Annotated in this window: 22 protein-coding genes; 3 read left to right on the top strand and 19 right to left on the bottom strand. The window is 58.8% G+C overall.

Annotated features, from left to right (window positions below; all coding sequences use genetic code 11):
- The 3 genes from M5D89_RS07505 to M5D89_RS07495 are packed head-to-tail and all read right to left on the bottom strand — an operon-like array spanning position 1 to position 1,201.
- Entirely contained in the window at positions 1-486 is a 486-nt protein-coding gene (locus M5D89_RS07505) for a YajQ family cyclic di-GMP-binding protein (protein WP_248885209.1), read from the bottom strand.
- 1 nt (position 487) lies between these two features.
- Positions 488-958, bottom strand: a complete 471-nt coding sequence (locus tag M5D89_RS07500; protein WP_248885208.1) for a molybdenum cofactor biosynthesis protein MoaE — start codon at positions 956-958, stop codon at positions 488-490.
- Positions 959-1,201 (bottom strand): MoaD/ThiS family protein, encoded by a 243-nt coding sequence (locus M5D89_RS07495; protein WP_248885207.1) that lies wholly within the window; start codon positions 1,199-1,201, stop codon positions 959-961.
- Between the two features lie 75 nt (positions 1,202-1,276).
- Here M5D89_RS07495 and sohB point away from each other — a divergent pair, with 75 nt between their 5' ends.
- A complete protein-coding gene (sohB, locus tag M5D89_RS07490) occupies positions 1,277-2,257 on the top strand; it encodes a protease SohB (protein ID WP_248885206.1) in 981 nt (326 codons plus the stop codon).
- Here the strand turns inward: sohB and M5D89_RS07485 are convergent.
- Positions 2,249-2,653, bottom strand: a complete 405-nt coding sequence (locus M5D89_RS07485; protein WP_248885205.1) for a DUF423 domain-containing protein — start codon at positions 2,651-2,653, stop codon at positions 2,249-2,251. The genes sohB and M5D89_RS07485 overlap by 9 nt on opposite strands.
- Before the next feature lie 98 nt (positions 2,654-2,751).
- On the opposite strand from M5D89_RS07485, the gene M5D89_RS07480 reads away from it, so the two are divergent.
- Positions 2,752-3,798, top strand: a complete 1,047-nt coding sequence (locus tag M5D89_RS07480; protein ID WP_248885204.1) for a complex I NDUFA9 subunit family protein — start codon at positions 2,752-2,754, stop codon at positions 3,796-3,798.
- Positions 3,799-3,821: 23 nt separating this feature from the next.
- Here M5D89_RS07480 and M5D89_RS07475 read toward each other — a convergent pair whose 3' ends face one another.
- From M5D89_RS07475 to M5D89_RS07425, 11 genes are all read right to left on the bottom strand, one after another.
- The gene (locus tag M5D89_RS07475; protein ID WP_248885203.1) at positions 3,822-4,223 is read right to left on the bottom strand and encodes a tetratricopeptide repeat protein; all 402 of its coding nucleotides are present in this window, start codon (positions 4,221-4,223) and stop codon (positions 3,822-3,824) included.
- A 12-nt stretch (positions 4,224-4,235) separates the two neighbouring features.
- Entirely contained in the window at positions 4,236-6,281 is a 2,046-nt protein-coding gene (gene mdoH / locus M5D89_RS07470; RefSeq protein WP_248885202.1) for a glucans biosynthesis glucosyltransferase MdoH, read from the bottom strand.
- Positions 6,278-6,772, bottom strand: coding sequence for a hypothetical protein (locus M5D89_RS07465; RefSeq protein WP_248885201.1), 495 nt, complete (start codon positions 6,770-6,772; stop codon positions 6,278-6,280). The genes mdoH and M5D89_RS07465 overlap by 4 nt, the downstream gene beginning before the upstream one ends.
- A 1-nt stretch (position 6,773) precedes the next feature.
- Positions 6,774-8,300 carry an OpgD/OpgG family glucan biosynthesis protein gene (locus tag M5D89_RS07460; protein ID WP_248885200.1) on the bottom strand — a complete coding sequence of 509 codons (1,527 nt, stop codon included), beginning with the start codon at positions 8,298-8,300 and terminating at the stop codon, positions 6,774-6,776.
- Between the two features lie 247 nt (positions 8,301-8,547).
- A complete protein-coding gene (locus tag M5D89_RS07455) occupies positions 8,548-9,003 on the bottom strand; it encodes a DUF3429 domain-containing protein (protein WP_248885199.1) in 456 nt (151 codons plus the stop codon).
- Positions 8,996-10,960 carry an exodeoxyribonuclease V subunit alpha gene (gene recD / locus M5D89_RS07450; RefSeq protein ID WP_248885198.1) on the bottom strand — a complete coding sequence of 655 codons (1,965 nt, stop codon included), beginning with the start codon at positions 10,958-10,960 and terminating at the stop codon, positions 8,996-8,998. The genes M5D89_RS07455 and recD overlap by 8 nt, the downstream gene beginning before the upstream one ends.
- Positions 10,957-14,541, bottom strand: coding sequence for an exodeoxyribonuclease V subunit beta (gene recB / locus M5D89_RS07445; protein WP_248885197.1), 3,585 nt, complete (start codon positions 14,539-14,541; stop codon positions 10,957-10,959). Before recB ends, recD begins: the two co-directional genes overlap by 4 nt.
- Positions 14,538-17,927: an exodeoxyribonuclease V subunit gamma gene (gene recC, locus M5D89_RS07440; protein ID WP_248885196.1), complete on the bottom strand. Its 3,390-nt coding sequence runs from the start codon at positions 17,925-17,927 to the stop codon at positions 14,538-14,540. Before recC ends, recB begins: the two co-directional genes overlap by 4 nt.
- Position 17,928: 1 nt before the next feature.
- On the bottom strand, positions 17,929-18,510 hold the full coding sequence (pgsA, locus tag M5D89_RS07435) for a CDP-diacylglycerol--glycerol-3-phosphate 3-phosphatidyltransferase (RefSeq protein WP_248885195.1): 582 nt from the start codon (positions 18,508-18,510) through the stop codon (positions 17,929-17,931).
- A complete protein-coding gene (gene uvrC / locus M5D89_RS07430) occupies positions 18,507-20,384 on the bottom strand; it encodes an excinuclease ABC subunit UvrC (RefSeq protein ID WP_248885194.1) in 1,878 nt (625 codons plus the stop codon). The genes pgsA and uvrC overlap by 4 nt, the downstream gene beginning before the upstream one ends.
- Positions 20,365-20,652, bottom strand: a complete 288-nt coding sequence (locus M5D89_RS07425; protein WP_248885193.1) for a gamma-butyrobetaine hydroxylase family protein — start codon at positions 20,650-20,652, stop codon at positions 20,365-20,367. Before M5D89_RS07425 ends, uvrC begins: the two co-directional genes overlap by 20 nt.
- Positions 20,653-20,753: 101 nt before the next feature.
- Here M5D89_RS07425 and efp point away from each other — a divergent pair, with 101 nt between their 5' ends.
- Complete coding sequence (gene efp, locus M5D89_RS07420) at positions 20,754-21,314, top strand: elongation factor P (RefSeq protein ID WP_248885192.1); 561 nt, start codon at positions 20,754-20,756, stop codon at positions 21,312-21,314.
- Positions 21,315-21,387: 73 nt separating this feature from the next.
- Here the strand turns inward: efp and M5D89_RS07415 are convergent, their stop codons facing one another.
- Genes M5D89_RS07415 through pyrG form a run of 4 tightly spaced genes read right to left on the bottom strand, consistent with a single transcriptional unit; the run spans position 21,388 to position 25,546 of the window.
- On the bottom strand, positions 21,388-21,744 hold the full coding sequence (locus M5D89_RS07415) for an FtsB family cell division protein (RefSeq protein ID WP_248885191.1): 357 nt from the start codon (positions 21,742-21,744) through the stop codon (positions 21,388-21,390).
- Positions 21,745-21,786: 42 nt separating this feature from the next.
- Positions 21,787-23,067, bottom strand: a complete 1,281-nt coding sequence (eno, locus tag M5D89_RS07410; protein ID WP_248885190.1) for a phosphopyruvate hydratase — start codon at positions 23,065-23,067, stop codon at positions 21,787-21,789.
- Entirely contained in the window at positions 23,064-23,912 is an 849-nt protein-coding gene (gene kdsA, locus M5D89_RS07405; protein WP_248885189.1) for a 3-deoxy-8-phosphooctulonate synthase, read from the bottom strand. Before kdsA ends, eno begins: the two co-directional genes overlap by 4 nt.
- The gene (pyrG, locus tag M5D89_RS07400) at positions 23,912-25,546 is read right to left on the bottom strand and encodes a CTP synthase (RefSeq protein ID WP_248885188.1); all 1,635 of its coding nucleotides are present in this window, start codon (positions 25,544-25,546) and stop codon (positions 23,912-23,914) included. Before pyrG ends, kdsA begins: the two co-directional genes overlap by 1 nt.
- Positions 25,547-25,597 lie beyond the last annotated feature (51 nt).

Below are 25,597 nucleotides of genomic sequence, written 5' to 3'. Positions count from 1 at the left end.
TCAGTCTCGAAAATTATTGAATTGCAGCGGCAGGTCAAATTCTCCCGCACGCAGGGCCGCGATTGCCGTCTGTAATTCATCGCGACTCTTTCCCGTCACGCGCAGCTGTTCGCCCTGCATACTGGCTTGCACCTTGAGTTTTCCGTCCTTGAAGATCTTGATCATCTTTTTCCCCAGGTCAGCGCTGATCCCAGCCTTGAGCGTACAGACTTGGCGCTGCATACCGCCGGCTGCGTCATTCACCTTACCGAGTTCCAGCGCCTTGAGATCCACCCCACGCTTGACCAGACGCTGGGAAAGCAAATCCATCATCTGTCCAAGCTTGTACTCGTCTTCCGCCAGCAGCACCAACTCATGATCCTTCCGTTCGATACTCGCCTTGCTGCCTTTGAAGTCATAGCGGTTACCGATCTCCTTGCTCGTGGTATGCAAGGCATTGTCGACTTCCTGCAAATCAATTTCTGAGACTACATCAAAACTCGGCAAATCAGAGCTCCTCTAGGACATCGGGATGTACGTGACCATGCTGGGTACCGGCCCGACATCCGGGACAATCCGTTACCCAGCGTGCACCCGCCGGGGTAATTTCCTTCTTCCAGAATGGTGCTGAAGTCTTGAGCACGTCAATCAAATAGCGGCAGGCATCAAACGCCGCAGCGCGATGCAGAGACCAGACCACCACGAGGACAATCGGATCCTGCGGAACGAGGCGCCCATAGCGATGAATGATCAGGCTGTCGAGAATAGAGAAGCGTCGATGCGCCTCTTGCGCCACGCGCTCCAGTTCGCGCTCGGTCATCCCCGGGTAATGCTCAATCTCCATCGCCAGGATATCCGCAGCATCGCTGTAGTCACGCACCGTGCCCAGAAAACTTACCACAGCCCCAGCCTCAGGATGGGACTGCGCAGCAATCTCCGCCCCCTGATCAAATGCCTCCTGCTGCACCTGGACGCGCACTCAGCCCCCCGTTACCGGCGGGAAAAAAGCGATTTCGTCACCATCCCGCACCGTCTCACCCAAGGGAACATGGCTCTGATTACGGGCAGCCAACAGGTGCGTACCGGCAAGGGACACTTCAGCAGTTTCCTCAACGCGCGCAAGAATATCTGCAACACTGCAAGGATGCGCAGGCGGATCGATCTCCATGCTCGAGCGTCCCAGGCGCTCTCGCACACTGGCAAAGAACTTGACGTGAATCATCGCGGCGCGCACCCTTTGCAATCCATCGATTGATGGTAGACGCTGCCCCTAAGCCTTGCAAGATGGAACCTGCGCATGCTCCTCGCCTACCTCCTCTTTCTCGCCGAAACCGCGACAATCGTTGTTGCCAGCCTCTTGTTCCTCGCCTGGTCACCGTGGGGTCGGAAACGCGGTAAAGGGCCTAGCCTGCAAATCATCGATCTCGGGCAACGATTAGAAGAGCGAGCGGTACAGTTATTACGTCAGCGCTTACCGAAAAAGCAGGCCAAGGCACTGTGCAAGCAGCGCCAAAAGGCCCGCCAGCAGCGCGACAAGGAAGACCAGCAGGGTTGTCTCTACGTCATCGACTTCAAAGGCGATTTGCGTGCATCAGCCGTGGAGACCTTGCGCCAGGAGATCGATGTCCTGCTCGCGGCACGACAGGAAAAGGATCAGGTCTGCGTGCGCTTGGAGAGTGGTGGTGGGATGGTCAACACTTACGGACTAGCCGCCGCTCAGTTGCTGCGCCTGCGCGAGGCGGGCATGAAATTGACGGTATTGGTCGACAGTGTCGCGGCCAGTGGCGGCTACATGATGGCCGCCGTTGCGGAGCATATCGTCGCCAGCCCCTTTGCCTTAGTTGGATCCATTGGCGTAATCGCCCAGGTACCCAATTTTCATCGCTGGCTTCAGGAACACAACGTCGACTTCGAGCAATTCACAGCTGGGAAATACAAGCGTACCGTCACCCTCTTTGGCGAGAATACCGATGCGGGACGGAACAAACTCCGCGAGGAACTGGGCGAGATTCATGCACAATTTCGCGACCTGATCGGCCGCTATCGCCCACAGTTGGATGTGGAAACGGTTGCCACGGGAGAGGCATGGCTCGGGGAGCGTGCTCTGGAACTCGGGCTAGTGGATGAGCTGGCGACCAGCGATGCCTGGATTCAGCGTGCGGCGGAAACGCAAAAGGTGCTGGCCCTGCAGTTCAGTACTCGCACTGGTCTAGCGCAACGCCTGGGTCTCAAGGCACAACAGGTCTGGGATGGCATCTGGACCCCGCCCTTAGCCTGAGTTACGCCGCCAAAAACCAAAAGCGAAAACCAGCCAGGAAAAAATCATCGCCATACCGCCGATGGGTGCCAGAAAGGTCCAGGTCTGACCGAGCAGGGCCACCAGATACAAGCCACCACTGAAACAAAAGACCCCGAGCAGCATCAGGATACCCGCCCAGGTCCAACTGCGTCGCTGTCCCCACTGAGCAATGGCCAGCCCCAGCAAGATCAGACCAATCCCCTGATAAAACTGAAAGCGGTTGGCAATGTCATATACCCGCATGGCGCGATGACCGACATCACCTGCTACCAGATGATCACCAGCCGCCGCCAGAACTACGGTCAAGGAACAAAGGATCGCACCGATCGCCGCCCACAGCGTCCCGTGTCCCTTCCTCGTTTCGGTATCCCGCATCGACTTTCTCCTAATCCGCGCATAAATAGCTACGATAATACGGCATCGAAGGTTCATGCTATTCTCAGTTGAGAAATTTTGAATGCAGGAGCGTCTTTATGTCCAAACGCATTGTCATCCTGGGTGGATCGGGTTTTGTCGGCAGACATCTGGCAGAGCGTCTCTGCAAAGAGGGGCAACAAGTCCGAATCCTGACCCGCAATCGCGAGCGTCATCGGGAAAAGCTGCTGGTGCTGCCAGGATTGGAATTGGTGCAGACAAACGTGCACGATCCGATCGAGCTGGAACGCCAACTCAAAAATCAGGATGTCGTCATCAATTTGGTCGGGATTCTGCACGAACGCCGTCCGGGGCGGAATGACCTTCCGCCAGAACGACACGGAGATTTCGAAAAGAATCACATCGAACTACCGCGCTTGGTCGCCAACACCTGTGCTCGGGTCGGCGTACCGCGGCTTCTGCACATGAGTGCTCTGGGTGCGAATCCTGTTGCCCCCAGCGCCTATTTGCGTTCGAAGGGTATTGGCGAAGAAATCGTCCGCCAATCTGGAGAAAACAGTGCCGCACTTGGGTACTTCACCTATCTCAATGGGCCCAAGCTGCTCTGGGGACGTGGTTTACACGTGACCAGCTTCCGGCCCTCGGTAATCTTTGGTGATGGAGACAGTTTCTTCAACCAGTTTGCTCAGCTGCTGCGCTCTGTTCCCTTTTTCATTCCTCTGGCAAAGGCGCAAGCCAAACTGCAGCCGGTTTGGGTAGAAGATGTGGTCAGCGCCTTTGTACAAGCCATGGATGATCCCAAGACCTACGGCAAGTCTTACGATCTTTGCGGACCCAAGGTCTACACCTTGGCAGAGATTTTGCGCTATACCCAGAGCCTGATCGGCAAGCATCAGGCGATCATTCCCCTTTGTGACTTGCTCGCGACGATTCAGGCGATGGTTTTTGAGCGGCTGCCGGGAAAGATCATCACCCGCGATAACCTCCTGTCGCTTTCGGTTGACAATGTTTGTCAACAGAATGACCTGCTGCATGCCTTTGGTATCGAGGCAACAGCCGTGGAGAGTATCGTGCCGGATTACATTGGCGGCGGGCGCGCAGGGCAGTTATCCGACGTACGCAAACGTCGTCCTACCGCAAGATAGGGGTAGTCACTATTTCCCCTGCGTCAGTGCGCGGCGGGCAGAGGAAACTCTTGTAGCAAGCGCCCTCGCGTTTCTTCGTCCAGTTCCAGGATTACCGCATTGAGGCCGGCATGGGCGCGAGCATCCCCTTGCAGGGCAGCAAGGCGGAACAATTCATAGGCATAGGTCAGGTTTCGCTCCACTCCCTGCCCCTGATAAAACAGCAAGCCGAGATTGAATTGCGCCGGGGCATCCCCCTGATCCGCGGCTGCGCTATACCAGCGGGCGGCTTCGAGGAAATCCTGCGGCACGCCCTGCCCCTGGGTATAGCGCACTCCCATATTGAACTGCGCTACGGGATCGCCATCCTGCGCCGACTTGCGCAACGACTCCATCTCGTCACGCAAGCCCGCCATCGCCATCAAATCCACATGATCGTCTGCCATGGAACAAAGATACTAGAGCAAACCCCAGGCCGCCAACTTCTCTGGCTCATGCTGCGACCAAACCGCACGGTGCAAGGTCAACATCGCCTGCCGATCACTGAGCAGGATATTCCTCTCACGCTGATTGAGTTCGCTCGGCCCAAGAGTCAGCGCCTTGTTGCAAAGTGCCGCGGTTACCCCCCATAGACCGCTACGATCGCGCTGTAAGGCAGCGTGAACGGCATTGAAGCGGGGATCAACAACCGTCGCAACAAACGCATCCCCCTGCAACTGCGGCAGAAAATCGACATACTCCGGGCTAAGCTCGCGCAGTTCACGCGGCACTTGTATCTCTTCCGGGATGAGAAAGAGACGATGACGTCTGGCCCACAAGCCCCAGGAGCTGCGACTGCTGAACACCGCAATGGGCACCGACAGAGCTAGGCCCAGAAAAATCGGAATCAGCCAGGCAAAATGCCAGAAACCCAGGACCGACTGCGCGCCAAACAAAAACAGTAAGCCAACGGCACTCAACAGGCCAAAATTCCGCACTGCGACCGACCAGGGGGTCTCTTGGTCTGCACGCACTTGCGCCCCCCATTTCACCCCCCGACCCGCCAGCGTCTGAATCACGAATAGACTATGGAACACCATACGCACGGGGGCAAGGATGATTGCTACAATGCTTTCGAGAAACACCCCGAGCAAGAGAGCGATTGTGCCACCATAGTATTTTGCCTGCCGCGACCAATGCACCCAGAGCACTGCTAGCAACTTTGGCCCCAACAAAAAGGTCAGGGTGACCAGAAAAAGCCAGATCGGTAGTGGATTGTCCATACCATAATGGAACAGACTCTCTGAGCTACTGGAACCGCCATCCTCCCAGAACAAGAGGCCAGATATTGCTCCAAGGATGAGAAAGATGCCCCAGAGGGGTGCGGCGAGAAAGGACATCGCGCCGTTGATGAATAGGAAGCGATGGGCGGAACGCAGACCATCCGCTGCCAACAGGCGCAGGTGTTGCAGATTGCCCAGCGCCCAGCGCCGATCACGCTTGAGATCATCAATCAATGTGGGCGGCGATTCCTCCCAGCTACCTCCCAGCTCCGGAAGAAACCAAACCTCCCATCCGGCACGCGCCATCAGCGCCGCTTCGACAAAATCATGACTCAGAAACTGCCCCCCCAAGGGCGCACGACCCGGCAAGATCGGCAGGGCGCAGTGTTCGGTGAAAGGTGCAATTCGAATCATGGCATTGTGACCGATGAAATGCCCATCACCCAACTGCCAGAAACGCAATCCGGCGCTAAAAAGAGGACCGTAGAGACGTTGGGAAAATTGCTGGATGCGGGCGTACAGCGTAGAGCGATTCACCGCTATCGGCTGTGTTTGCAGGATACCCACCTGGGGGTTTCCTTCCATGATCTCCAAGAGAGAATAGAGCGTGTCACCCGTCATCACACTGTCGGCATCGAGCACCACCATATACTCATAATGTTGCCCCCAGCGCCGGCAAAAGTCGGCAACATTACCACTCTTTGCATGGTTATTGATCGGACGACGGCGATAGTGAATGCGCCCAAAGGCATTCAGTTCCTCACAAAGACTGGCCCAAGCCAACTCCTCGGTGACCCAGGACTGCGGGTTACGGCTATCACTGAGCAAAAAGAAATCAAAATGCTCCAGTTTACCGATCCGTTGCAGCGACCGATAGCAAGCCTGCAAGCCAGCAATGGTGCGCGCGGCATCTTCGTTGTAGATGGGCATGATGATGGCGACCCGCGCCTCGGGACGGGGCAATTGCCGCGCATGCTCCGGCGCGAAGCTTGCGGCCCCAGCACGTCCGCGCAGCAACACCAGAAAGCCGACCAATGCCGTCCAGAATCCCGCGGAAATCCACGCAAAGAGGAGAACAAAAATGCCCAGCGTCAGGACTTCCAACCAGATGGGTTGCGACAGGGACAGTTCATGCTGCAGCAGAATACCCAATGCGGCTGCGGGAATGGCGATCAGCGTGGTTAACCAGCGGCGACGCCCTTGGCTGAGAAATTCCCAGGTCCGCTGAGGATATCTTTTCATCGCGCATTCCCAAGAAAAGGTACGAGGCGCAATCCCCGGTTCCAGAGGCTCCGCAGCGCCAGCGTCTGCCGCTGCAGAAAGGCACCCAATGATCGTTGCATAGGCGCCGAACCCATGCTTTTGCGGCGCGGCTGCAGCTGCTGGGTACGCAGCCAACGACTGGGTTGTTCCGTCTCCAGCGGTAGGATTGGACGCATGACCAACGCCAAACGCGCCTCCCACTCGTCGCCGCGATGTAGCGTCGCAATGCGGTTCTGCAAGGTAGCGAAAGCGCGTGCACTACGGTTGGCAGAGTCGTCCATCGGTAACTGGCGCAACTGCAACGCGAGCTCTGCGCGCAGCCAGAGCCGCTGCGCATCATCGAAGGGCAGCCGCGCGAGATAAGCGTCCATGCGCGACAGCAGGGCTACATCCCCAGACTCCATGGGATCGATCGCGGGTGTGGATGAAAAATCCACGGCGGGACCTGATTGCCATTGATCAACGTACATATCAGTGACCTCCTTGGGTGGGTTGCAAGAGAAAAGTCCAAGTGTCGGTCATCACCTGGTCATTGAGGGTAAGGAAAGCACGCAAATTGCTCGGCACATTGGGTGCCGTCTGAACTTCAGCGAGCAGGCGCCAGAAATGCCCATCCTGGGAATATTCCAGGTGTTGATCGCGCACTTGCGCTCCATCCGCTGCACTAAAATGCGCCTGCAAAGTCATAGTTCCGGGCAGACGGGTGAGCGCCCCACCCGAAAAATCAACGACTACGTGTTGCCATTTCGGATCTTTTTCGTCGTAACCGAGGTAGGTCGCGGTGGGATGTGCCAAAGGGATCAGGCCGTGCTGCTGGTTAAAAAAGCGCACCTGATATGCGTAATGGTAGGCGGTTCCGGGTTGGGGCTGGGTCGCTGGCACCCAGAACACGTCGATGTTATCCATATCGGGATTATTGGTGGGCAGCTCCACCAGACGTACCTGTCCTTTGCCCCAGTCTCCCACCGGGCTCACCCACACACTAGGGCGGCGCTGATACTGCGTTTCGATTCCTTGATAAGCGGCAAAATCACGCGGCTGCTGGATCAGACCAAAGCCCTGCGGTTGCTGCATCTCGTAACTGGTGGTCTGGATCTGCAGCGGATTGTCCAGGGGGCGGCTGATCCACTCGCCATTGCCATTGGCCAGAACCAGCTCGCTGGAGTCATGCTGTGCCGGATGCCAATCCCCTGCCCGCACTCCCCGCCCGTGCCCATGCCAGAACATGCTGGTCAGGGGTGCAAGCTCGAGGACCTGAACTGGCTTACGCAAATAGATCGTGGCCTGAACATCCACCACGCAATCAGTTCCAGGATGAATAATGAAGCGGTAAGCACCGGTAACCACCGAACTGTCCATCAGGGCATAGACGGTCATGTCGGTTGCACCGGGGGCTGGCTTTACCAACCAGATGTGACGGTAATACGGAAAGATCTCGCCCGAAGGCTGCGCGGTATCGATGCCAATGCCCCGTGCCGAGGTGCCATAAATTGCATCCTTGCCCACCGCACGAAAATACGTCGCCCCCAGGAAGGAGATGAATTCGTTGTCATTGGGCGGGGTATTCAACGGGTACAACAGGCGAAAGCCCGCGTAACCCAAATCGCGCGGCAAATCCTGCGGATGCAGAGTACCAAAGCTGAAGTCCTGTAACTGGAACGGAATGGCTGCCACCGCGCCCTGATCTGCCACGGAAATTTTTTCCGGCCGAGGGAAATAGGAACCGGGCACATAAAATTGCACCTGGAACGGACTGTCACTGTCGGACCAATACGGATGGATATCCTGAATCTGCGCATACTGCGCTGGATCCAGGTCTTTCAAAAAGGAAGGCAGTGCCGGCGGCGTGGCGTCGTAGGGCGCATGCGCAAGACTACGTGCACGGGCTTCCACCTGCGCAAAGCCGAAGCCATCGGCCTGCGCAACTGCAGTACCGAAGACAAGCAAAGCTAAGCCAAAAAGAACTTGGCGGGATACAAAAAAGGACAATGTACTCATGCTCCATACAAAGCAAGGGGCATGCCAACATATAACGCATTGTTTAAATTGATATCTCTCAAAACGCAGGCGGGGATGCGTCGCCATCTCCCGACAAACTCGGCGAATTTTCGTTAAATTCGACGAATTTCTGATAGACGTGCGAAAAAGTCTCAGACAAACACCAGATAAGATGCTTGCAATGATTCAAATCAGCGCGTTACGAGACCCTCTCTGAATAGCCATTGTCGCCATAGGGCGACAGATCTTAAGCCAAGACGAACCAAATCTCCGCCGCCAAGACTCCGAGCAAAATGAGGATACCGGCAGTCAGGGCACCGCGCAGAGGAAAAAACCAGCGCGGCCAGGAAATACCGCGACGCTGCAGGCGAAAATCCGCCAACCATTGGCCGATGAAACCCAGCATCAGCAACAGGGTGGCGAGAAACGGTGACCACCAGAGTGCAAAAAAGCCCCACAGTGCCGGGATAACACTCCAGAGTAACATGGGACCAGCCTGATCAGGATGATCGACACGATCCAGGGCCAGCCCCCAGTGAATAGCTCCGAGAAAGCCGAGAATGATCGCTGCGTAGATGTTACCAAGACTGACCGCGAGCACCCCGTAGCCCTGGACGGCTCCGATATCGGCAAGAATCAGCGGAAGCAAGCCCGCAGCACCCAAAATCTGCGCCAAACGCATACTACTATTTCGTTCATCCATGACGTTTCTCCTCCACTTCGGTGAAAATGCGCTGCTGGCGGCGCAAGGGCCGGCGAATCATCTCGTCCAGGAGGGTAAGTTCTCCGGAGACAATCAGACTGAGACGTGAACGCGCCCGGGTTACCGCAGTGTAGAGTAATTCTCGATACAAGACTTCAGCTTCGTCCGCAGCAGCCAGAAAGGCACAATGTTGATATTCGGAGCCCTGGGATTTATGCACGGTCAGGGCAAAGACGGTCTCGATGTCGCGCAAGCGGGCGGGTGAAAACCAGCGGACTTCGCCACGGGAGCCGCTGAAGGCCACTCGTAATTCCAGCCGGCCATCTGGGAATCGTACCGGTAGTGTCATGCCCACCTCGCCGTTCATGAGCTGCAATGAATAGAGGTTGCGCGTAACCATGACCGGCCGTCCGGCAAACCATTCTCGTCCGCGCGGCACGCCAGCTTTTGCCTGCAACAAACGTACGATTCGCTCATTCATCCCCTGCACCCCCAAGGGCCCCTCACGCCGGGCACAAAGCAACTGAAAGTTGCCGAAGGCGCTCAGGGATTGCTGTGCCAGGAGATCCGCATCGAGCCCTTGCCGCAGCCCGGCACGCAACTGCTGCAGATAGAAAAGGTATCCTGGTGCCTCGGGGTCACCCGGCCAGCCATGCAAGAGCAGTTGATCGAGCCGTTCCTGGTCCTCCAGAGAAAAATTCCGGAGGTCCGACTCGGCTGCGGAGAACAACGCGGGCAACCCTTCGCTGTCGCCTTGACGAATCTTTTCTGCCAGGCGACCAATGCCGCTCTCAGCCCCAAAACGATAACTGTGACGCAACAAGGCTAGGCACTGCTCTCGCTCGCTACCGACCGTAGCGGGTGCCGGCAACTCATAAGCGCAGGTCGCGGCAATCCATGCTCGTGTCTCGTCGCGGTAGCGCGCTGCCTCTGCCTGCACGCAGAGCTCGGCGAGGACCGCGCCAGCCTCTACCGAAGCAAGCTGGTCCTTGTCTCCCAGAAGGATCAGACGCGCCGCTGGTGGCAAGGCGTCGAGGACCCGCGCCATGAGTTCCTGACTGAGCATGGAGGCTTCATCGATGACCAGGACATCCACCGCCAGCGGACGTGCGCGGTGGTAGCGTGCTTTCCCATCGTCGCGCAAGCCCAGCAGTCGATGCACGGTTTCCACCTCCGACGGGATCTGGCGAAGCGCTTCCTTCGGCAAGAGTTTTTTTGCTTCCTCCCGCTGCAGCGCCTGGTGCAGGCTCTGACCAAGCCGTGCTGCGGCCTTGCCGGTGGGAGCGGCGAGCCGGACCCGCAGGGGGCCACATTGCCCGGGAATGGCGTCTTGCATGGCCAGGCCCTGCAGCAAGAGCAAGAGGCGCAGCACAGTGGTGGTCTTGCCGGTTCCGGGTCCACCACTGATCACCCCAAAGCGACGTGGCAGCATCAAGGTGCAGGCGATGCGCTGCCAGTCCGGGGCAATCTGGCGAACGGGGAAAAGCTGGTCCAGCAGTTCTCTGACCTTATCCGCCGCCGGCAAGGGCAGCAGCGTCAGGCGCGCCGCGATGCCCTCGGCGATGCATCGCTCATCGCGCCAAAAACGGCGCAGATAGAGACAGCCATCCGCCACCACCAGGGGCGTGGCACCTTCCCCTATGCCAAAGAGATCCGGCGCTTGCTGCGGCCAGGCGTGCCAATGGGCAAAATGCCGTGACCACTCCGCCAGCAACGGATCATCGCACTCCGCGAGGGTGTCAAGATCGAGGTAGACCTGCCCGCGCGCGGCCTCCTGGCTGCACATAGCAGCTGCCAGGAGCGACGCCCAAGGCGCGGCCGGTGCCTGTTGAGCGAAGAACAGGGCGAGTTGTGCGTCCCAGGGGCGCAGCAGGCCGCGCTCCACTCCGCGGCACAGTGCGCGCGTGAGCTCATCATGCAATGTGTTGGGGTTCTTGCAGTCGAGACCGAGTCTCATGGGGTAGGCGCCGCTGGGCAAAAAATGGACTCGCAGGCCGCATAAAATTCTGCGGTTGGCTGCATTGGGAGACCGGCAGAAGCACCCTGCTCTATCCCACGCAGAAAGACCGCCACAGCACCGCCGGGCTCGTCTTGCACGGCGCGGCTCTGCAGCCAGCGGCGCAGCGCGACCAGATAGAGACCAAGCTGGAGGTCATAGCGTTGCGCCAGAAGCGTATGCTGTAGCGCCTCGGGGGCATAGGCAGACAATCCGTGCCCCAGAAAATTCGACTTGTAATCCAGCAGGTAATAGCGCCCTCGCCAAAAGAAAACGAGGTCAATAAACCCCTTCAGCATGCCTCCCAGATGCCGTGGATCGAGGGCTGGCCGAGGCTGGTCGGGGAAGAAATGTGTCTGGATGATCTGGTCCAGCTCTTGGCTCTCCACCTGCTGTACCGGCAGCCAAAACTCGAACTCGGCGAGATAGTCTCGCAAATCCTGGAGGCGGCAGGTCTCGCCATTGGGTAACGCCATCGGCAGGGAGATACAGCCCAGCAACCAGTCCAGCAGGACGCTGCGGTGTTCCGCCCAGATTTGACCGCCGCTCCGACGCTCCAGCTCCTGCGCCAATGGCTGCGGGTCTGCGGCGAGATCAGCGAAACCGTACTCCGCCATCCAGCGCAGCAGGTCATGGAGCAAAATGCCGGTAGCTGCCCCCGGCGCAAAGGCAAGATATTGGGCAGCGCGGCCTTCTTCCGGCACTGCCGCGTCATCCGCAGATTCTGCCAGTCTTTCCAGGGCCTGATGAACACGGTGGAGAGCAGAATAACTGGCAATCCACCAGTCATTCTCCTGCGCTCGGGCCTGACACAACAACGGCGCCGCCCGCTGATCTGTCTGCGACGGCAGCAGTGTTGCTCTGGCCGGCAGCGCCACGAGCTCCAACGTGATGTCCGCGGCCGCGCCATAGTTCTCCTGCAAGGCCGCGGGCAGATCACCCGCCTCAACCGGATCTGCGCAGAGTAGATGACCCAGGGCCGATTGCGCCGCGCCCTTGCGTTTGCCGACCCCTACCCAGACTGCAAACTGGGCCCGCGTCAGGGCGACATAGAGTTTCCGGACATCCTCCTGCAAACGTTCTCTTTCCGCTTGGACCTGGCTTTCCGAACTGGCAGGCCGGAGTGCACGCCGATCTCCGTCTTCCACCAAGCGCAAACCCGTTCCTTTGTGGAGGCGGGCATGGAGAAGAAAGGGGAGGAAGACAACGGGGTACTGCAGCCCCTTGGATTTGTGGATGGTCACCACGCGCACTAGATCGGCGTCACTTTCCAGGCGTAATAACAGCTCATCGCTCGTCTCACCGTCCATCTCACGCTGTTCCGCGAGATAGCGCAGCAAGGCATGTTCGCCCTCCAAGGCTTGACTGGCCTTTTGCAACAATTCCGCCAGGTGTAGAAAATTGGTCAGGATCCGTTCACCACCCAGCAAATCGCCTTGTAACAGCCGCGCAGGCAAAGAAAAATCCTGGGCAAGCCGCAAGAGCATGGGTAGGACACCGCGCTCGCGCCAGATTCGGCCGTATTGTTGAAATTGCTCGAGGCGCAGTTCACGGATGCGCTCTTCCCTGCGCAAGGCGGCGAGCTCCTCCCAATCCAATCGCAACAGGGACGTTGCGAGAGCGGCGCCGAGAACCTGCATATCTTCTGGGCTGAGGCAGGCGCGGAGCAAGAATTCCAGATCTGCCGCCTCTGCTGTCTGGTAGACGGACTGGCGCTCCGACAGGTAGGTGCTGGCCACCCCGCGGCGCCCGAGGGCAGCGCGCAAAACTCTCGCTTCCTCGGCATTATTCACCAAAACCGCAATATCCCGCGAGGAGACCGCACGGAATTGCTCATTCCGGCAAAAGCCGACGCTCCCGGCCCTTCCGCCGCGCAAGAGTGCGACAATACGTTCGGCGCAGGCATCGGCAAGGGCGCGGGTGAACTCCTCCTTGCTTCCCGCACAATGCGTCTCGGGCAGTATGGCAAAGTGCAGGGGTTTCTGGGGCACATTGTCGACACAGAATTCCTCCTCCGGCCCTGCGGACTCCACCGGCACATAGGGCATGGGATCCTGATCGTGAGTCCGCAGCCCGAAAACGCCCGCGGGGCGTTGCATCTCGATGCTAGCGAAGAATCGGTTCAGTGCCCGCATCAGGGCACGGCTGGAGCGGTAATTATGGCTGAGGCGATAGATTTCCCCGGCGCAATCCTGCTGTGCCCGTAGATAAGTCGGCAGGTCCGCGCCGCGGAACGCATAAATGGCCTGCTTCGGATCCCCAATGAGGAGGAGGCCCGTTCCCGCCTGCCCTCCTCCATAGACTGCCTCGAGAATGGCATACTGCACTGGATCGGTATCCTGAAACTCATCGACCAAGGCCAAAGGGTACTGGGCCGCCAGTCGCGCTGCCAAGTTACCAGACGAATCGTTCTTGAGGACTTCCTGCAGTTGCCGCAGCACACCGGCAAAATCATACTCTCCCCGTTCCTCGCGCTGTTTCTGTTTGCGCGCACTGAAGTCAAGCAAGGCATGCTGGAGCAGCGCGGCGCGGGCATGTTCACGCTGTTCCTGTACCTGCTCCAGGTAGGTCCGCAACTCCTCAATCAACAACAATGCCGGATGGGAGAGCGCTTCCCCAGCGCGGCTCGCCTCTGCCATGCCGACAAGGCTCAATCGGTGCCAAGCAGCGTTCGTCCAGTCTGGACCCCGCAAATCCTCCCCGTCCGCCCATTCGCGCAGGCTCTGCAACCAGGACCGAACCCATCGCTCCTGTAATTTTTTTCCCTGCATCAATTTCCGCTGCAATAGGCCGGTCAGCCAATCCTGCAAGGAATCGACTTGCGCCGCGAGGGCGCTGCGCCGCTGCGCCAGGGACTCCGCGACATTTTCCAGCAGCACAGCGAGGATTTGCGCGGGCGCTTCGCTCTTGGCGAGCTTCCCAGCCTCGTCGGCATAACTACGGACTTCGCGCAGGAGCTGCTCGGGAAGGAGAAGATCCGCGCCCCAACGCCGCAACTCCAGCAGTGCGGATCGGGGCAGGGTATGGAGATGCAGACGCAGATAATCGTGCACCCACTCGCTCTCCGCTACTTGGGTATCGGGCAAGAGCTGCAGATCGAGATCCGCACCCGCAGCAAAGGCATACTCCTGTAACACCCGCTGTGCCCAGGCATGGATGGTATAGATCGCCGCCTGATCCATACCTGCGGCCGCCCAGTCCAGGCGCCGCGCCAGCCGCAGCCAATCGGTTTCGGGATACGCAGCGCGTAGATCCTGCAGAAAGGGTTCGCAGCTGTTGTCGTGCTGTGCAAAAAACGCTGCCGCCTCCTGCAGACGCTGGCGAATGCGCGAGCGCAGCTCCATGGTGGCGGCGTTGGTAAAGGTCATGACCAGGATTTCTTCCGGTAGATAGGGTCGATCACCGCCATGTCCGAGGACCAGGCGGAGATACAGGGCGGCAATGGTGTAGGTCTTGCCCGTACCAGCGCTAGCCTCGATCAGGCGTCGCCCTGGGCTCAGAGGAAAACGCAGGATGTCCAGGCCAGTTGCCGAAATCGTCATGACTGGCCGCCCTCCTGGCCGCGCCGTAAGGCATCCTGCAAGGGCAGAACGAAATCCTCCCGCAGGGCGCGCATTTCACCGCGACGCTCGGCGAGCAGGGTCGCAAAGTCCGGCCACACCCGCTGCAGGTACAGGTCCTTGTCCTGGAGCTTCCCGTAGGTCTTGTGAAGCCCTTCTCCATTCTCGGTCTCCTCGTCCTCCTGCCAAACCGCGAGGGGGGACAGGAGTAAAGGGATGGGCACCTGGCGCCCAGCCCAAGCCGTATTGCACAGGGAACGCAGATACGCCTCCGCTGCCTCCTTCTCCAGCCCTCCCAGAATGTGCAAATGATCGCGGCCCAGCAGGTAGCTGCGAGCGGGATAGCCCAGCGCCTGCACGGCCAGGTGTTCGATCCAATAGGGCCAGATCATTTCCAGGCGCGGATCCTTACTCGAACCGAGCTTGCTGGCGGACCAGTGCAGCAAGGCGTGCTCTCCTGCTGCGTTGCGTCGCAAGCCACCGATTTCTCCCCAAAGCTGCCCTTCCTTCCAGGAAAGGTCCAAGGCGAGAAGCGTCATTTCTTCCGGATACTGTTGGCGCAGGAGCAGCATTTGCGCCAAAGGTTGCTCTAGCCCTGCTTGCAATTCCTCGGACAGGAGTTGTCCCCAGTCACCGGCCGGGAATTCCCCACGGCGCAACTGGCACTGAGCCTGCGCCTGTAGAGCAAGCTCGGGATCGGCGGATATCTCGCTCTGCGCCGCCGCAATACGTTCGTCCCCCAGGCGCCAGCTTTGCAGACCATCCAGGGCAAAGGGCTCCAGATCTTCTGCCAGTACCTGTTCTCTCTTGGGAAAGTGGATATCCAGCCCTTGCTGGAGAAAGTAGCGCGCCGGATTCTTGCCAAAATTGGCCAGGTCCAGCAGGCTCAGGACGGGCGGATCCGCGGCAGAAATGGCAGCCTCCTCCAGGGGTAGCGCCGCATCGGTACTCCTGCTCCACCACTCCCGCGCGTAGGTAAAGTGTGCGCCCCCAGCGGCGGCGTATTGGCGACTGAACGCCTGAAGGGGATAATTTGTTGTCAATGCGGCAAGAAATGCCTCTCCGCGCAGAACTCTACCGTCCTGCTCGCCACCCCACACGCGGCTGAGATGATCGCGCAACTGCGCCACCAGAACCGAGGGTGGCTCCTCGCTGTCATCCCGTGGGCTGCGCCCACTCCAGAAAATCTGTAGGGAGTCCCGCGCGGAAAGCAGAGCCTCAAGGAAGAGATAACGATCATCCTCCCGCCGTGAGCGGTCGCCAGGACGATAGTCGGATCGCAGCAGATCAAACTCTGGTGCGATCTGCCGCCGGGGATAATCCTTCTCGTTCAACCCCAGCAGGTAGATATGCCGGAAGGGAATCGCACGCATCGGCATCAGGGTGGCAAAGGTGAGCCCGCCAGAAAAAAACGCCGCACTTTGCCGCGTCTGTATTTCGATCGCCCCCCGCCAGGCTTGCGCCACAATATCCAGGGATAATGCTTCCCTCGGTGTTGCAGCTTCGCATTCTTCCGACCATTGTTGCAGAGCCTCGCGCAGCATCAGAACGATCGCTTCCTCTCCGTCATCCTGGGTTAGGAAAAAATCTTCAAGCAGTTGCCCCAACAGTCCTCTCCAGGCCGCTGCGGACCTGACCCCGCGCAAACGTTTTTGCCATTGGGCGAGGAATTGCAACAACTGGATGAAGGGCATCAGTCGCACCCCGCCATCCAGCGGCAAATAACTGGGCTCGATCTCCCAGGACGCAGCGCCATTGCCGACGGCGTAGCCGAGCAGCAGGCGTTGTAGGGCAAAAACCCAGGTGTGGGAGGCAGACTCTTCCCGTACCAGGCCAAGCTCCTGGCGCTGCCCGCTGCTCAGGCCCCAACGGGCGCCAGCCTGCTGCAGCCAAGATTGCAAGAGCGGCAAGTCTTCAGCGCGGATACCGAAGCGTCGCCGCAGCGCCGGAATATCGAGGAGATCCCAGAGCATACTCGCCGGGAAGCGGGATTGCGGCAATGCCAGGAGCACGTCCAGGGCGCGTAGCAAAGGATTTTCCTGCAGCACTGGGGCATCTACCAACCGGTAGGATAGCGAGCGCGGGTCAGACGTCGGATAGCGTCCGAAGACTGCGTCGATATGGGCTGCGTAGCCTTCCAGGGTAGGCAGCATGATCAGGATGTCGCGGGGACGGAGATTCTCGTCGAGACGCAACGCCTCCAAAATCTGATCCTGCAGAATCTCTAACTCCCGCAATGGGCCATGGGCCACGTGAAAGCGCAAGGAGTAATCCCGCGCCAGATCCACGGCTGGCCAAATTTCCCGACTCTCGCTGCTGGGACGCAGGTGCAGGATGTCGTCCTGCAATTGCTGCAGCAAGGTGCGCGTCTCCCCAGGGGTAAACAGCTCAATACGTTGTGACGCATACGCCTGATCCCTCTCTGTTGCAGCACTCTCCAAGGCGGCAAGATAATCCCGACCCGTCCTGCCCCAAGCGGCGAGCAAGGGATGACCATGCTCCGGCAAGGCGGTGGGATCCCCTTGCGGTCGCGCCTGCTTTCGTCCGCGCGCCTCGGTGCGCAACAGATCGTAGCCACTGACAATGTCCCCCCAATAGTAAGAAGAGGGATCCTGCACCAGGATGAGGACTGGTAGATGTTTTGCGAGTTCCGCCAATGCCATCAAGGTCTGCTGCGGTAAGGACGAGATGCCAAAGACCAGAAGACGAGGCGGTAAGACTTGCGGGAAAGCGCCGCCGCGCAATGCATCGAGAAATTGGCGATGAATTTCGGCACGCGAGCTTCCGTAAGGCTCAAGCTCTCGCAAATCCGCACGTACCGTTCTCCAGAGCTGCGCTTGCCAGCGTTGTTCGACCGGTAGCAATCTGCCCTCTCGCCCATCCAAACCGGGTAGGGTGTCACGCCCCTCTTCCCAGGCCAGCAGCCAATCCGCACGATAGACCTGATACTGGTCATAGAGATCGGCAATGCGTTCAGCCAACTGAAAGCGTCGTCGCCCCTGCGGATCCTCGCGCAAAAATTGCCGCAACGGCGCATAGACTGCACCGGGCAGATGTTCCAACAGACGAAAGAGGTGCCAGCGCAGACGCTCCTTATCGAGGGGTGAGCTCTCCGGTACCGCGCTCCGCCCGAGAACCCCTCGATACGCGCGCCACAAAAATTGCGCCGGAAGGAGAAATTCCAGACCCGCTGCAATGCCTTTTTCGGCAAAACCGATTTTCAACCATTCCGCCACACCATTGCTCTGCACCAGAATGGTTTCCTTACGCAGGAGCGGCAGCGGATGCTGGATGCAGTGGCGCAGGAGAAGCTCGCGCAGATCCTCAGCCCGTTGACTGTGCACCAGGGTCAGTCCGCCCGCCGCCATCTCAGTGTCCAGGGGCCTGTCTACCCATCAGGCTCGGCCAGGCGGCGCGCAAATAATCGACCATGCTCCACAGGGTCATGGCCGCCGCCAACAGCAGCAGAACAATGCCGATATCACGGGCGGCAATGCCGCCAGCCAAGGGACCGGAATAAACCAGAAAAAGAATGGCCAACATCTGCAAGGTAGCCTTGATCTTGCCCAACCAAGAGACGGAGACTTTTTTGCGCTCTCCGATCTCTGCCATCCACTCCCGCAGTGCCGAAACGGTAATCTCCCGTCCGACGATGATGCTGGTCAGAATCCCGGCGAGAACGGCTGGCATCTCTCCCGTCGCGCAAATCAGCACCAGCGCAGTAGCCACCATGAGCTTATCGGCCACCGGATCCAGAAAGGTCCCGAAGGGAGAAACCCCGTTGTAGCGTCGGGCCAGATATCCATCGGCCCAATCGGTCAGGGCAGCCAGGGCAAAAATGGCCGTTGCCCCATAACTCCTCTCCACGCCACCAAGGAAAAACAGCAACACGAATACCGGAATCAATAGAATGCGCAGCATCGTCAGAAAATTAGGAAGACGCGCCATCATGTTCGGGCTCCGGAATGAAAGTAATCATAGATCCGCTGCGCCAGCTCACGGCGTATGCCCTCTACTCGTTGCAGGTCATCGACCCCCGCATCGCGCACCCCGCGCAAGCCACCAAAGCGGCGCAATAGCGCACTGCGACGTTTGGGACCGATACCGGAGATGGCATCGAGATCCGACTCCTGCCGTGCCTTCTGTCGCCGTGCCCGGTGGCCGGTAATGGCAAAGCGATGGGCTTCATCACGAATTTCCTGAATGATCAGCAAGGCGGGATCGTCCGCCGCCAGCTGTCGCGGGCTGGACCATTGCGGCGCATGTAGCCATTCCAGGCCGGGACGCCGGCTACTCCCTTTGGCTACCCCGCAGAGCTGGATACCGTCAATGCCCAAGCTGCGCAGAGCGGCAGCTGCACGCGCCAGTTGGGCCGCTCCACCGTCAATAAACACAATTTCTGGTAGTGCCTGACCTTCGTCCTGCAGGCGCGCATAGCGGCGCAAAACAGCCTGTTCCATGGCGGCATAGTCATCTCCCGGCGTGATGTCGCGCATATTGAAGCGCCGATAGGCCTCCTTGCGCGCACCATCGGCGTCGAAGACCACGCAGGAGGCCGTCGCGGCTTCACCCTGGGTATGGCTGATGTCGAAACACTCCATGCGTTGGGGCAACTCGTCCAGGTCGAATAGCTCCTGTAACCTTTGCATGCGTCGCCGCGACTGGCTGGCGCCCTGCTGGCGTGTGCGCAGGGCCATGCGGGCATTGGTTTCCGCCAACTGCATCCAGCGCCGGCGCGGACCACGCTGCGCTTGATCCAGCAACACCTTATGCCCTGACAGATCCGTCAACGCTGCTTGCAGAGTAGCGGCGGCACGAGGGAGGACGTTGACCAGGAGGTTCCCGGGAATTTCCCGATCGGCATAAAACTGACTGAGAAACGCGGCCATCATCTCGGCCCCGCGCACGCCCTCGCTATGGCGCGGGAAAATCGCCCGACCGCCAAGCTGACGACCGTGACGCAGAAGACTCAGATAGACGCACCATTGCCCTTCCTCCTCCACCGCCGCCAGCACATCGAAATCACCGCCGCCCGACTGCGCAACATATTGGCGCTCCTGAATCTTGGACAAGGCCGCCACTTGGTCACGTAGGCGCGCCGCTTCTTCAAAAGCCAGATTTTCTGCCGCGCTCTGCATCCGTTCTTGCAGATCCTGGAGTACCTCATCACTGCGCCCCTGGAGAAACTGTATGGTGGATTTGACGTCAGCAGCGTAGTCCTGCGCGCTGATGTGCCCCACGCAAGGACCGCTACAGCGGCGAATCTGATAATGCAAACAGGCGCGACTCCGATTGCGAAACACGCTGTCTTCGCAGGTACGCAAGCGAAAGGCCTTTTGCAATAACACCATGCTCTCGCGCAACGAGGTGACCGCTGGATACGGGCCAAAGTATTGCCCTTTGCGTCGTTGCGCACCGCGGTGAAAACTCATACGGGGGAAAGTACTACTGGTTTCGATGAACAGGTAGGGGTAGCTCTTATCATCCCGAAGCAGGATGTTGTATGGGGGATGATGACGCTTGATGAGCTGCGCCTCCAACACCAGGGCCTCGGTTTCGGTATGGGTATGAATCACCTCCACCCGCTGCACTTGTTGCAACATGGCGAGTGTCTTCGGGCTGTGGCGGTTCTTGTGAAAGTACGAGCTTACCCGGCGCTTGAGGTTGCGGGCCTTGCCAACGTACAGAATCTGCCCGGCAGCGGCAAACATCTGGTAAACACCGGGCCCCACACTCAGCTGACGCAAAAAATCCGCAAGGACGAAGACCTGCTCCGACTCCGGCAAAACTTCCTGCAGCGGCGCCTCAACCGGCTTGGAGGTCATCGAGGCGACGCAGGTAATCCCAAGTGTAGATGCCTGTTCCATGTCCATCACTGAAGTGTAGCTGTACTGCATAATTACCGACGGGTTGGATGTCCACCAGCTGCACCTCCTCCTTGCCGATAATGGTCTGCGCCTGATCCGGCGTGTGCCCTTTGCATTCCGCGCAAGGACATTCCACCCGCAGGTGTTCGAAGGTCAGGCGACTGGTATGCCCATCCCCCCACTCAACTTCCAGCACCTTACTGAGCATGAGAGGACGTATCTCCATCGGTTGGTTCCGTGCTGACATCCTTTCGCCTCGCTGGTCAGGGTAAGGGCTCTAGGGTACAATCCGCGCCCAGCAAAGGGAATGCTTCTACAGGACTGCACATGAAAATCTCCGCTTTCGATATTCGGCCCGGCAACATTCTGGAATATGAGAAGGGCCTTTGGCGCGTACTCAAAACCGATTTTGTCAAACCGGGTAAGGGCGGCGCCTTCATGCAGGTGGAAATGAAGAACATCGAGACCGGAACCAAGACCAACCAGCGCTTCCGCTCGGAAGAGAAAATGGAAAAGGCAGTGGTGGAGCCGCGCAAGATGCAGTTCCTCTACAACGACGGTACCGGCTACATCTTCATGGACAACGAGAATTTTGAGCAATTGACCTTGGGTGAGGATCTGCTGGAAGGGCAAACGGGCTATTTGTTACCGAATACCGAAATCCAGGTCAATCTGCATAATGATCGCCCGATCGGCGTCGAACTGCCCCCTGTGGTCATCCTCGAAGTCGTGGAAGCCGAACCATCGATCAAGGGACAAACCGCGACTGGTTCCTACAAGCCCGCGCGCATGGAGACCGGGATTACGGTGCAGGTTCCCCAGTTCGTCAATAATGGCGAAAAAATTCGCGTCAACACCGTGGATGGTAGCTACATCGATCGCGCCTAGCGGCAGCGCCTTCCGCTTTCCAAAGAAGCCCGCCACGAGCGGGCTTTATGATCTGGCACGACGAGAACAAGCTTCAGGAGGCGTTACTGGGAGTCGATTTCGGGATCACCCAAACAAAAATCTCGTTTTTACCGATCAGCCCCAAGTTGCGCCGCGCCAGACCAGCCACGGCACCAGAATCCCTCTGCAGACTCAAGACTTCGGCTGCGAGTTTATCATTACGCTTCTGCAGGCCCTGCACGGTAGTGTTCCGATGCTCCACCTGCGCATGCAACTGTGCCACCGTCCACCAACTTCCCGCCCCGAACCAGAGAAAATATTGCAGCGCAATCAAGGCGGCGAGCAGGACAAGATCTGCGCGACTCAACCCGGCGATGCGGGACACCGCAGCGCGCGCAGAGTACAAAGAGTTGTCCCACACAACCGCCATAGAATTTCTATCCGAATAACCTTGAAATGCTGTTAGACAGTATTAGTCCAAATTGTAAAAGGCTGCAAGCCCCGGGAAGCGTGCAGCATCCGCCAATTCCTCTTCAATACGCAACAAGCGGTTATATTTTGCCACCCGATCCGTACGCGAAAGGGAACCGGTCTTGATCTGACCACAGCCCGTGGCCACGGCCAAATCGGCCAGCGTCGTATCTTCCGTCTCCCCAGAGCGATGCGAAACAATGGCGGTATAACTATGCGTCTTCGCCATCTCGATCGCCGCCAGGGTCTCGCTCAGCGTGCCGATCTGATTCAGCTTGATGAGAATGCTGTTCCCCACACCGCGATCAATGCCCTCACGCAGAATGCGGGTGTTGGTGACAAAAATGTCATCGCCCACGAGTTGCAGTCGATCCCCTAGACGGTCGGTGAGCTGTACCCAACCCTCCCAGTCGTTTTGATCCATCCCATCCTCGATACTGAGAATCGGATAGCGGTCGACCAGGTCGTTAAGATATTCGACAAACTGGCCGCTATCCAGGGATCGACCCTCGCTGTGCAGGTGATATTTCCCTTCCTGGAAAAACTCGCTCGATGCCGCATCCATGCCCAACCAGATGTCTTCGCCTGGGGTATAGCCGGCCTGGGTGATCGCCTCGACCAACAGCTCGAGCGCCGCCTCGTTGGACGGTAGATTGGGCGCAAAACCACCCTCATCCCCCACTGTGGTCGTCAGACCTTGACCATGCAGTACCGCCTTCAAGCGATGGAAGACCTCCACTCCCATTTGCAAAGCCTCGGAGAAGGACTCCGCACCGGCCGGAATGATCATGAATTCCTGCATGTCGATAGCATTGTCTGCATGCGCACCGCCGTTGATGACGTTCATCATCGGCACCGGAAGCTGGATTGGCCCAAGCCCCCCCATGTACCGATATAGCGGCAGTCCCAGGGAACGAGCCGCGGCATGGGCAGAGGCGAGGGACACGCTGAGAATGGCGTTGGCACCCAAACGTGATTTGTTGGGGGTGCCGTCGAGGGCACAGAGCTCGGCATCGATTTCCTGCTGCTGCTCCACCTCCATTCCCAGCAGAGCATCCTGGATTTCCCCATTGACGTTTTCCACTGCTCGGCGCACGCCCTTACCGCCATAGCGTTCATCACCGTCACGCAATTCCATCGCTTCGCGCTCGCCGGTGGAGGCGCCACTGGGGACGATGGCCCGGCCCATGGCACCATTCTCGAGAGTCACTTCGGCTTCGACAGTGGGATTACCACGGGAGTCGAGCACTTCCCGGGCATGGATCTGGACGATGGCAGTCATGGTAGCAACTCCTCTGGATGGTTTTCAGGAAAATCTTGTGACTTTACGGCAGCGTCAATGGCTTGCAGTACTTGGAGCAACGCTTCCATCTGACCGAGAGGCCAGGCATTGGGACCATCAGAAAGGGCACAACGCGGATCCGGATGGGTTTCCATGAACAGCCCCGAAACACCTGCGGCAACGGCGGCCCGAGCCAATACCGGGACGAATTCCCGCTGCCCGCCAGAGCGGTCACCTTGCCCACCGGGCAGTTGCACCGAGTGGGTAGCGTCGAAGACCACCGGACAACCGGTCTGCCGCATCACCGCCAGAGAGCGCATATCGGAAACCAAATTATTGTAACCAAAGCTCACGCCACGCTCACAGACAAGAATCTGCTCGTTACCCGTTGCCTTGGCCTTGGCCACCACATGCACCATGTCCCAGGGGGCCAGAAACTGTCCCTTCTTGATATTCACCGGCTTGCCGGTGGCGGCCACGGCTTGGATGAAGTCGGTCTGCCGACACAGAAAGGCGGGGGTCTGCAGCACATCCACCACCTCGGCCACCGCCGTCACATCCTCCTTTTCATGGACGTCGGTGAGCACAGGCACACCGATTTCCTGACGCACCTTGGCAAGGATACGCAGCCCTTCGTCCATCCCCGGCCCACGAAAACTACCACCAGAAGAGCGATTGGCCTTGTCGTAAGAACTTTTATAGATGAAGGGAATCTGCAGGCGCGCGCAGATGTCCCGCAAGGTGGCGGCACTACGCAGGGCGAGGTCTTCACTCTCGATGGCGCAGGGACCAGCGATCAGGAAAAAGGGGGCGCGCAAAGCAACAGGAAAACCCAACAAATCCATCAACGCCCCTCCTGACTGCGATAGTTCTCGGCCGCAGCAATAAAGGCATCAAAGAGCGGATGACCTTGGCGCGGATTACTGGTGAATTCGGGATGAAACTGGCAGCCGAGAAACCAGGGGTGCCCCGGCAACTCGATCACCTCGACCAGGGCAGCATCGGCGGATCGCCCGGAAAAGCGCAGCCCGGCCTGCGCCAGGGGTTCCAGATAGCGATTATTGAACTCGAAACGATGTCGATGACGCTCCTCGATCTCTCGCTGGCCATAGGCGCGTTCCGCCAAACTGCCGGGTTCGAGAATGCAGGTCTGCGCCCCAAGACGCATCGTCCCGCCCAGATTACCCCCCTCCTCTCGGTAGGCTACCTTGCCACTCGGATCGGTCCAGCGCTGCATCAGGGTGATGACCGGCTCTGGGGTATCGGGATCGAGCTCGGTGCTGTTCGCAGCGACGAGGCTCGCGCAGTGGCGAGCAAACTCGACGACCGCCAATTGCATTCCGAGACAGATTCCCAGATACGGGATGCGCTGTTCGCGCGCATGGCGGATGGCCCGGATTTTTCCTTCCGTTCCTCGACCACCAAAGCCGCCGGGCACCAGGATCGCATCGGCTGCAGCCAGACACTCCGGTCCATGCTCCTCGATCTCCTCCGCATCGACATAGAGGAAGCGAATCTTGCGCCGCGCCCGCAATCCAGCATGCAGGAGTGCCTCAGAAAGCGACTTGTAGGACTCGGTCAGACCCACATATTTGCCCACCAATGCGATGCACAGTTCCCCTTGGGGATGCTCCAGGGCATCGATGATACCTTGCCACACAGAGAGATCCGGGGCCTTTGACTGCAGCTGTAAATCTTCCACAACCAAGTCATCCAGGCCTTGGGCATGGAACAGCAAAGGAATGCGATAGATGCTATCGGTATCAATGGCCGAAATCACGGCACGATCCGGCAGGTTGGAAAAGAGCGCGATCTTGGCCCGATGATCCTCGGGAATCGGCCGGTCGGCACGACAGAGCAGAACATCAGGCTGGATACCAATGGCACGCAACTCCCGCACGGAATGCTGCGTGGGCTTGGTTTTCATCTCCCCCGCCGAGGGCAGGTAGGGCACCAAGGTGAGATGCAAAAAGATGGTGTTGCCCCGCCCCTCGTCCACCGCCATCTGGCGAATGGCCTCCAGGAATGGTTGGGATTCGATATCGCCGACGGTACCGCCAATTTCCACCATCGCCACATCTGCATCACCGGCACCCAAGCGGATCCGCCGCTTGATCTCATCGGTGATATGGGGGATGACTTGCACTGTGCGCCCCAAGTAATCGCCGCGACGCTCTTTCTCGATCACGGTCTGGTAGACCAGACCGGTGGTGAAGTTGTTGCGCTGGCTCATGCGCGCCGACAGAAACCGCTCGTAGTGCCCGAGGTCGAGGTCGGTTTCCGCGCCATCGGCGGTCACGAAGACCTCGCCATGTTGAAATGGGCTCATGGTGCCTGGATCGACGTTGATGTAAGGATCCAGCTTGAGCATCGTCACCCGCAGGCCACGTGCCTCGAGCAGTGCGCCCAAGGCGGCGCCGGCAGCGCCTTTACCGAGAGAGGAGACGACTCCGCCGGTGACAAAAATGTACTTGGTCATCGCGCCCCTCAAGATCTCCCGGAAAACGCCTGCATGGTAGCCAATTCAGAC

It is taken from the genome of Acidithiobacillus acidisediminis, from assembly GCF_023277115.1.
Taxonomy (GTDB): Bacteria; Pseudomonadota; Gammaproteobacteria; order Acidithiobacillales; family Acidithiobacillaceae; genus Igneacidithiobacillus; species Igneacidithiobacillus acidisediminis.
Note: the sequence above shows the minus strand (reverse complement) of the source record. Positions and strands in the feature narration are given on the sequence as shown.

What these genes read in the sequence shown, in the direction of transcription:
- M5D89_RS07495 (WP_248885207.1), bottom strand. Translation starts at nt 1,201, where the DNA reads ATGATTCACGTCAAGTTCTTTGCCAGTGTGCGAGAGCGCCTGGGACGC.
- sohB (WP_248885206.1), top strand. Translation starts at nt 1,277, where the DNA reads ATGCTCCTCGCCTACCTCCTCTTTCTCGCCGAAACCGCGACAATCGTT.
- M5D89_RS07485 (WP_248885205.1), bottom strand. Translation starts at nt 2,653, where the DNA reads ATGCGGGATACCGAAACGAGGAAGGGACACGGGACGCTGTGGGCGGCG.
- M5D89_RS07480 (WP_248885204.1), top strand. Translation starts at nt 2,752, where the DNA reads ATGTCCAAACGCATTGTCATCCTGGGTGGATCGGGTTTTGTCGGCAGA.
- M5D89_RS07475 (WP_248885203.1), bottom strand. Translation starts at nt 4,223, where the DNA reads ATGGCAGACGATCATGTGGATTTGATGGCGATGGCGGGCTTGCGTGAC.
- mdoH (WP_248885202.1), bottom strand. Translation starts at nt 6,281, where the DNA reads ATGAAAAGATATCCTCAGCGGACCTGGGAATTTCTCAGCCAAGGGCGT.
- M5D89_RS07465 (WP_248885201.1), bottom strand. Translation starts at nt 6,772, where the DNA reads ATGTACGTTGATCAATGGCAATCAGGTCCCGCCGTGGATTTTTCATCC.
- M5D89_RS07460 (WP_248885200.1), bottom strand. Translation starts at nt 8,300, where the DNA reads ATGAGTACATTGTCCTTTTTTGTATCCCGCCAAGTTCTTTTTGGCTTA.
- M5D89_RS07455 (WP_248885199.1), bottom strand. Translation starts at nt 9,003, where the DNA reads ATGGATGAACGAAATAGTAGTATGCGTTTGGCGCAGATTTTGGGTGCT.
- recD (WP_248885198.1), bottom strand. Translation starts at nt 10,960, where the DNA reads ATGAGACTCGGTCTCGACTGCAAGAACCCCAACACATTGCATGATGAG.
- recB (WP_248885197.1), bottom strand. Translation starts at nt 14,541, where the DNA reads ATGACGATTTCGGCAACTGGCCTGGACATCCTGCGTTTTCCTCTGAGC.
- recC (WP_248885196.1), bottom strand. Translation starts at nt 17,927, where the DNA reads ATGGCGGCGGGCGGACTGACCCTGGTGCACAGTCAACGGGCTGAGGAT.
- pgsA (WP_248885195.1), bottom strand. Translation starts at nt 18,510, where the DNA reads ATGATGGCGCGTCTTCCTAATTTTCTGACGATGCTGCGCATTCTATTG.
- uvrC (WP_248885194.1), bottom strand. Translation starts at nt 20,384, where the DNA reads ATGACCTCCAAGCCGGTTGAGGCGCCGCTGCAGGAAGTTTTGCCGGAG.
- M5D89_RS07425 (WP_248885193.1), bottom strand. Translation starts at nt 20,652, where the DNA reads ATGGAGATACGTCCTCTCATGCTCAGTAAGGTGCTGGAAGTTGAGTGG.
- efp (WP_248885192.1), top strand. Translation starts at nt 20,754, where the DNA reads ATGAAAATCTCCGCTTTCGATATTCGGCCCGGCAACATTCTGGAATAT.
- M5D89_RS07415 (WP_248885191.1), bottom strand. Translation starts at nt 21,744, where the DNA reads ATGGCGGTTGTGTGGGACAACTCTTTGTACTCTGCGCGCGCTGCGGTG.
- eno (WP_248885190.1), bottom strand. Translation starts at nt 23,067, where the DNA reads ATGACTGCCATCGTCCAGATCCATGCCCGGGAAGTGCTCGACTCCCGT.
- kdsA (WP_248885189.1), bottom strand. Translation starts at nt 23,912, where the DNA reads ATGGATTTGTTGGGTTTTCCTGTTGCTTTGCGCGCCCCCTTTTTCCTG.
- pyrG (WP_248885188.1), bottom strand. Translation starts at nt 25,546, where the DNA reads ATGACCAAGTACATTTTTGTCACCGGCGGAGTCGTCTCCTCTCTCGGT.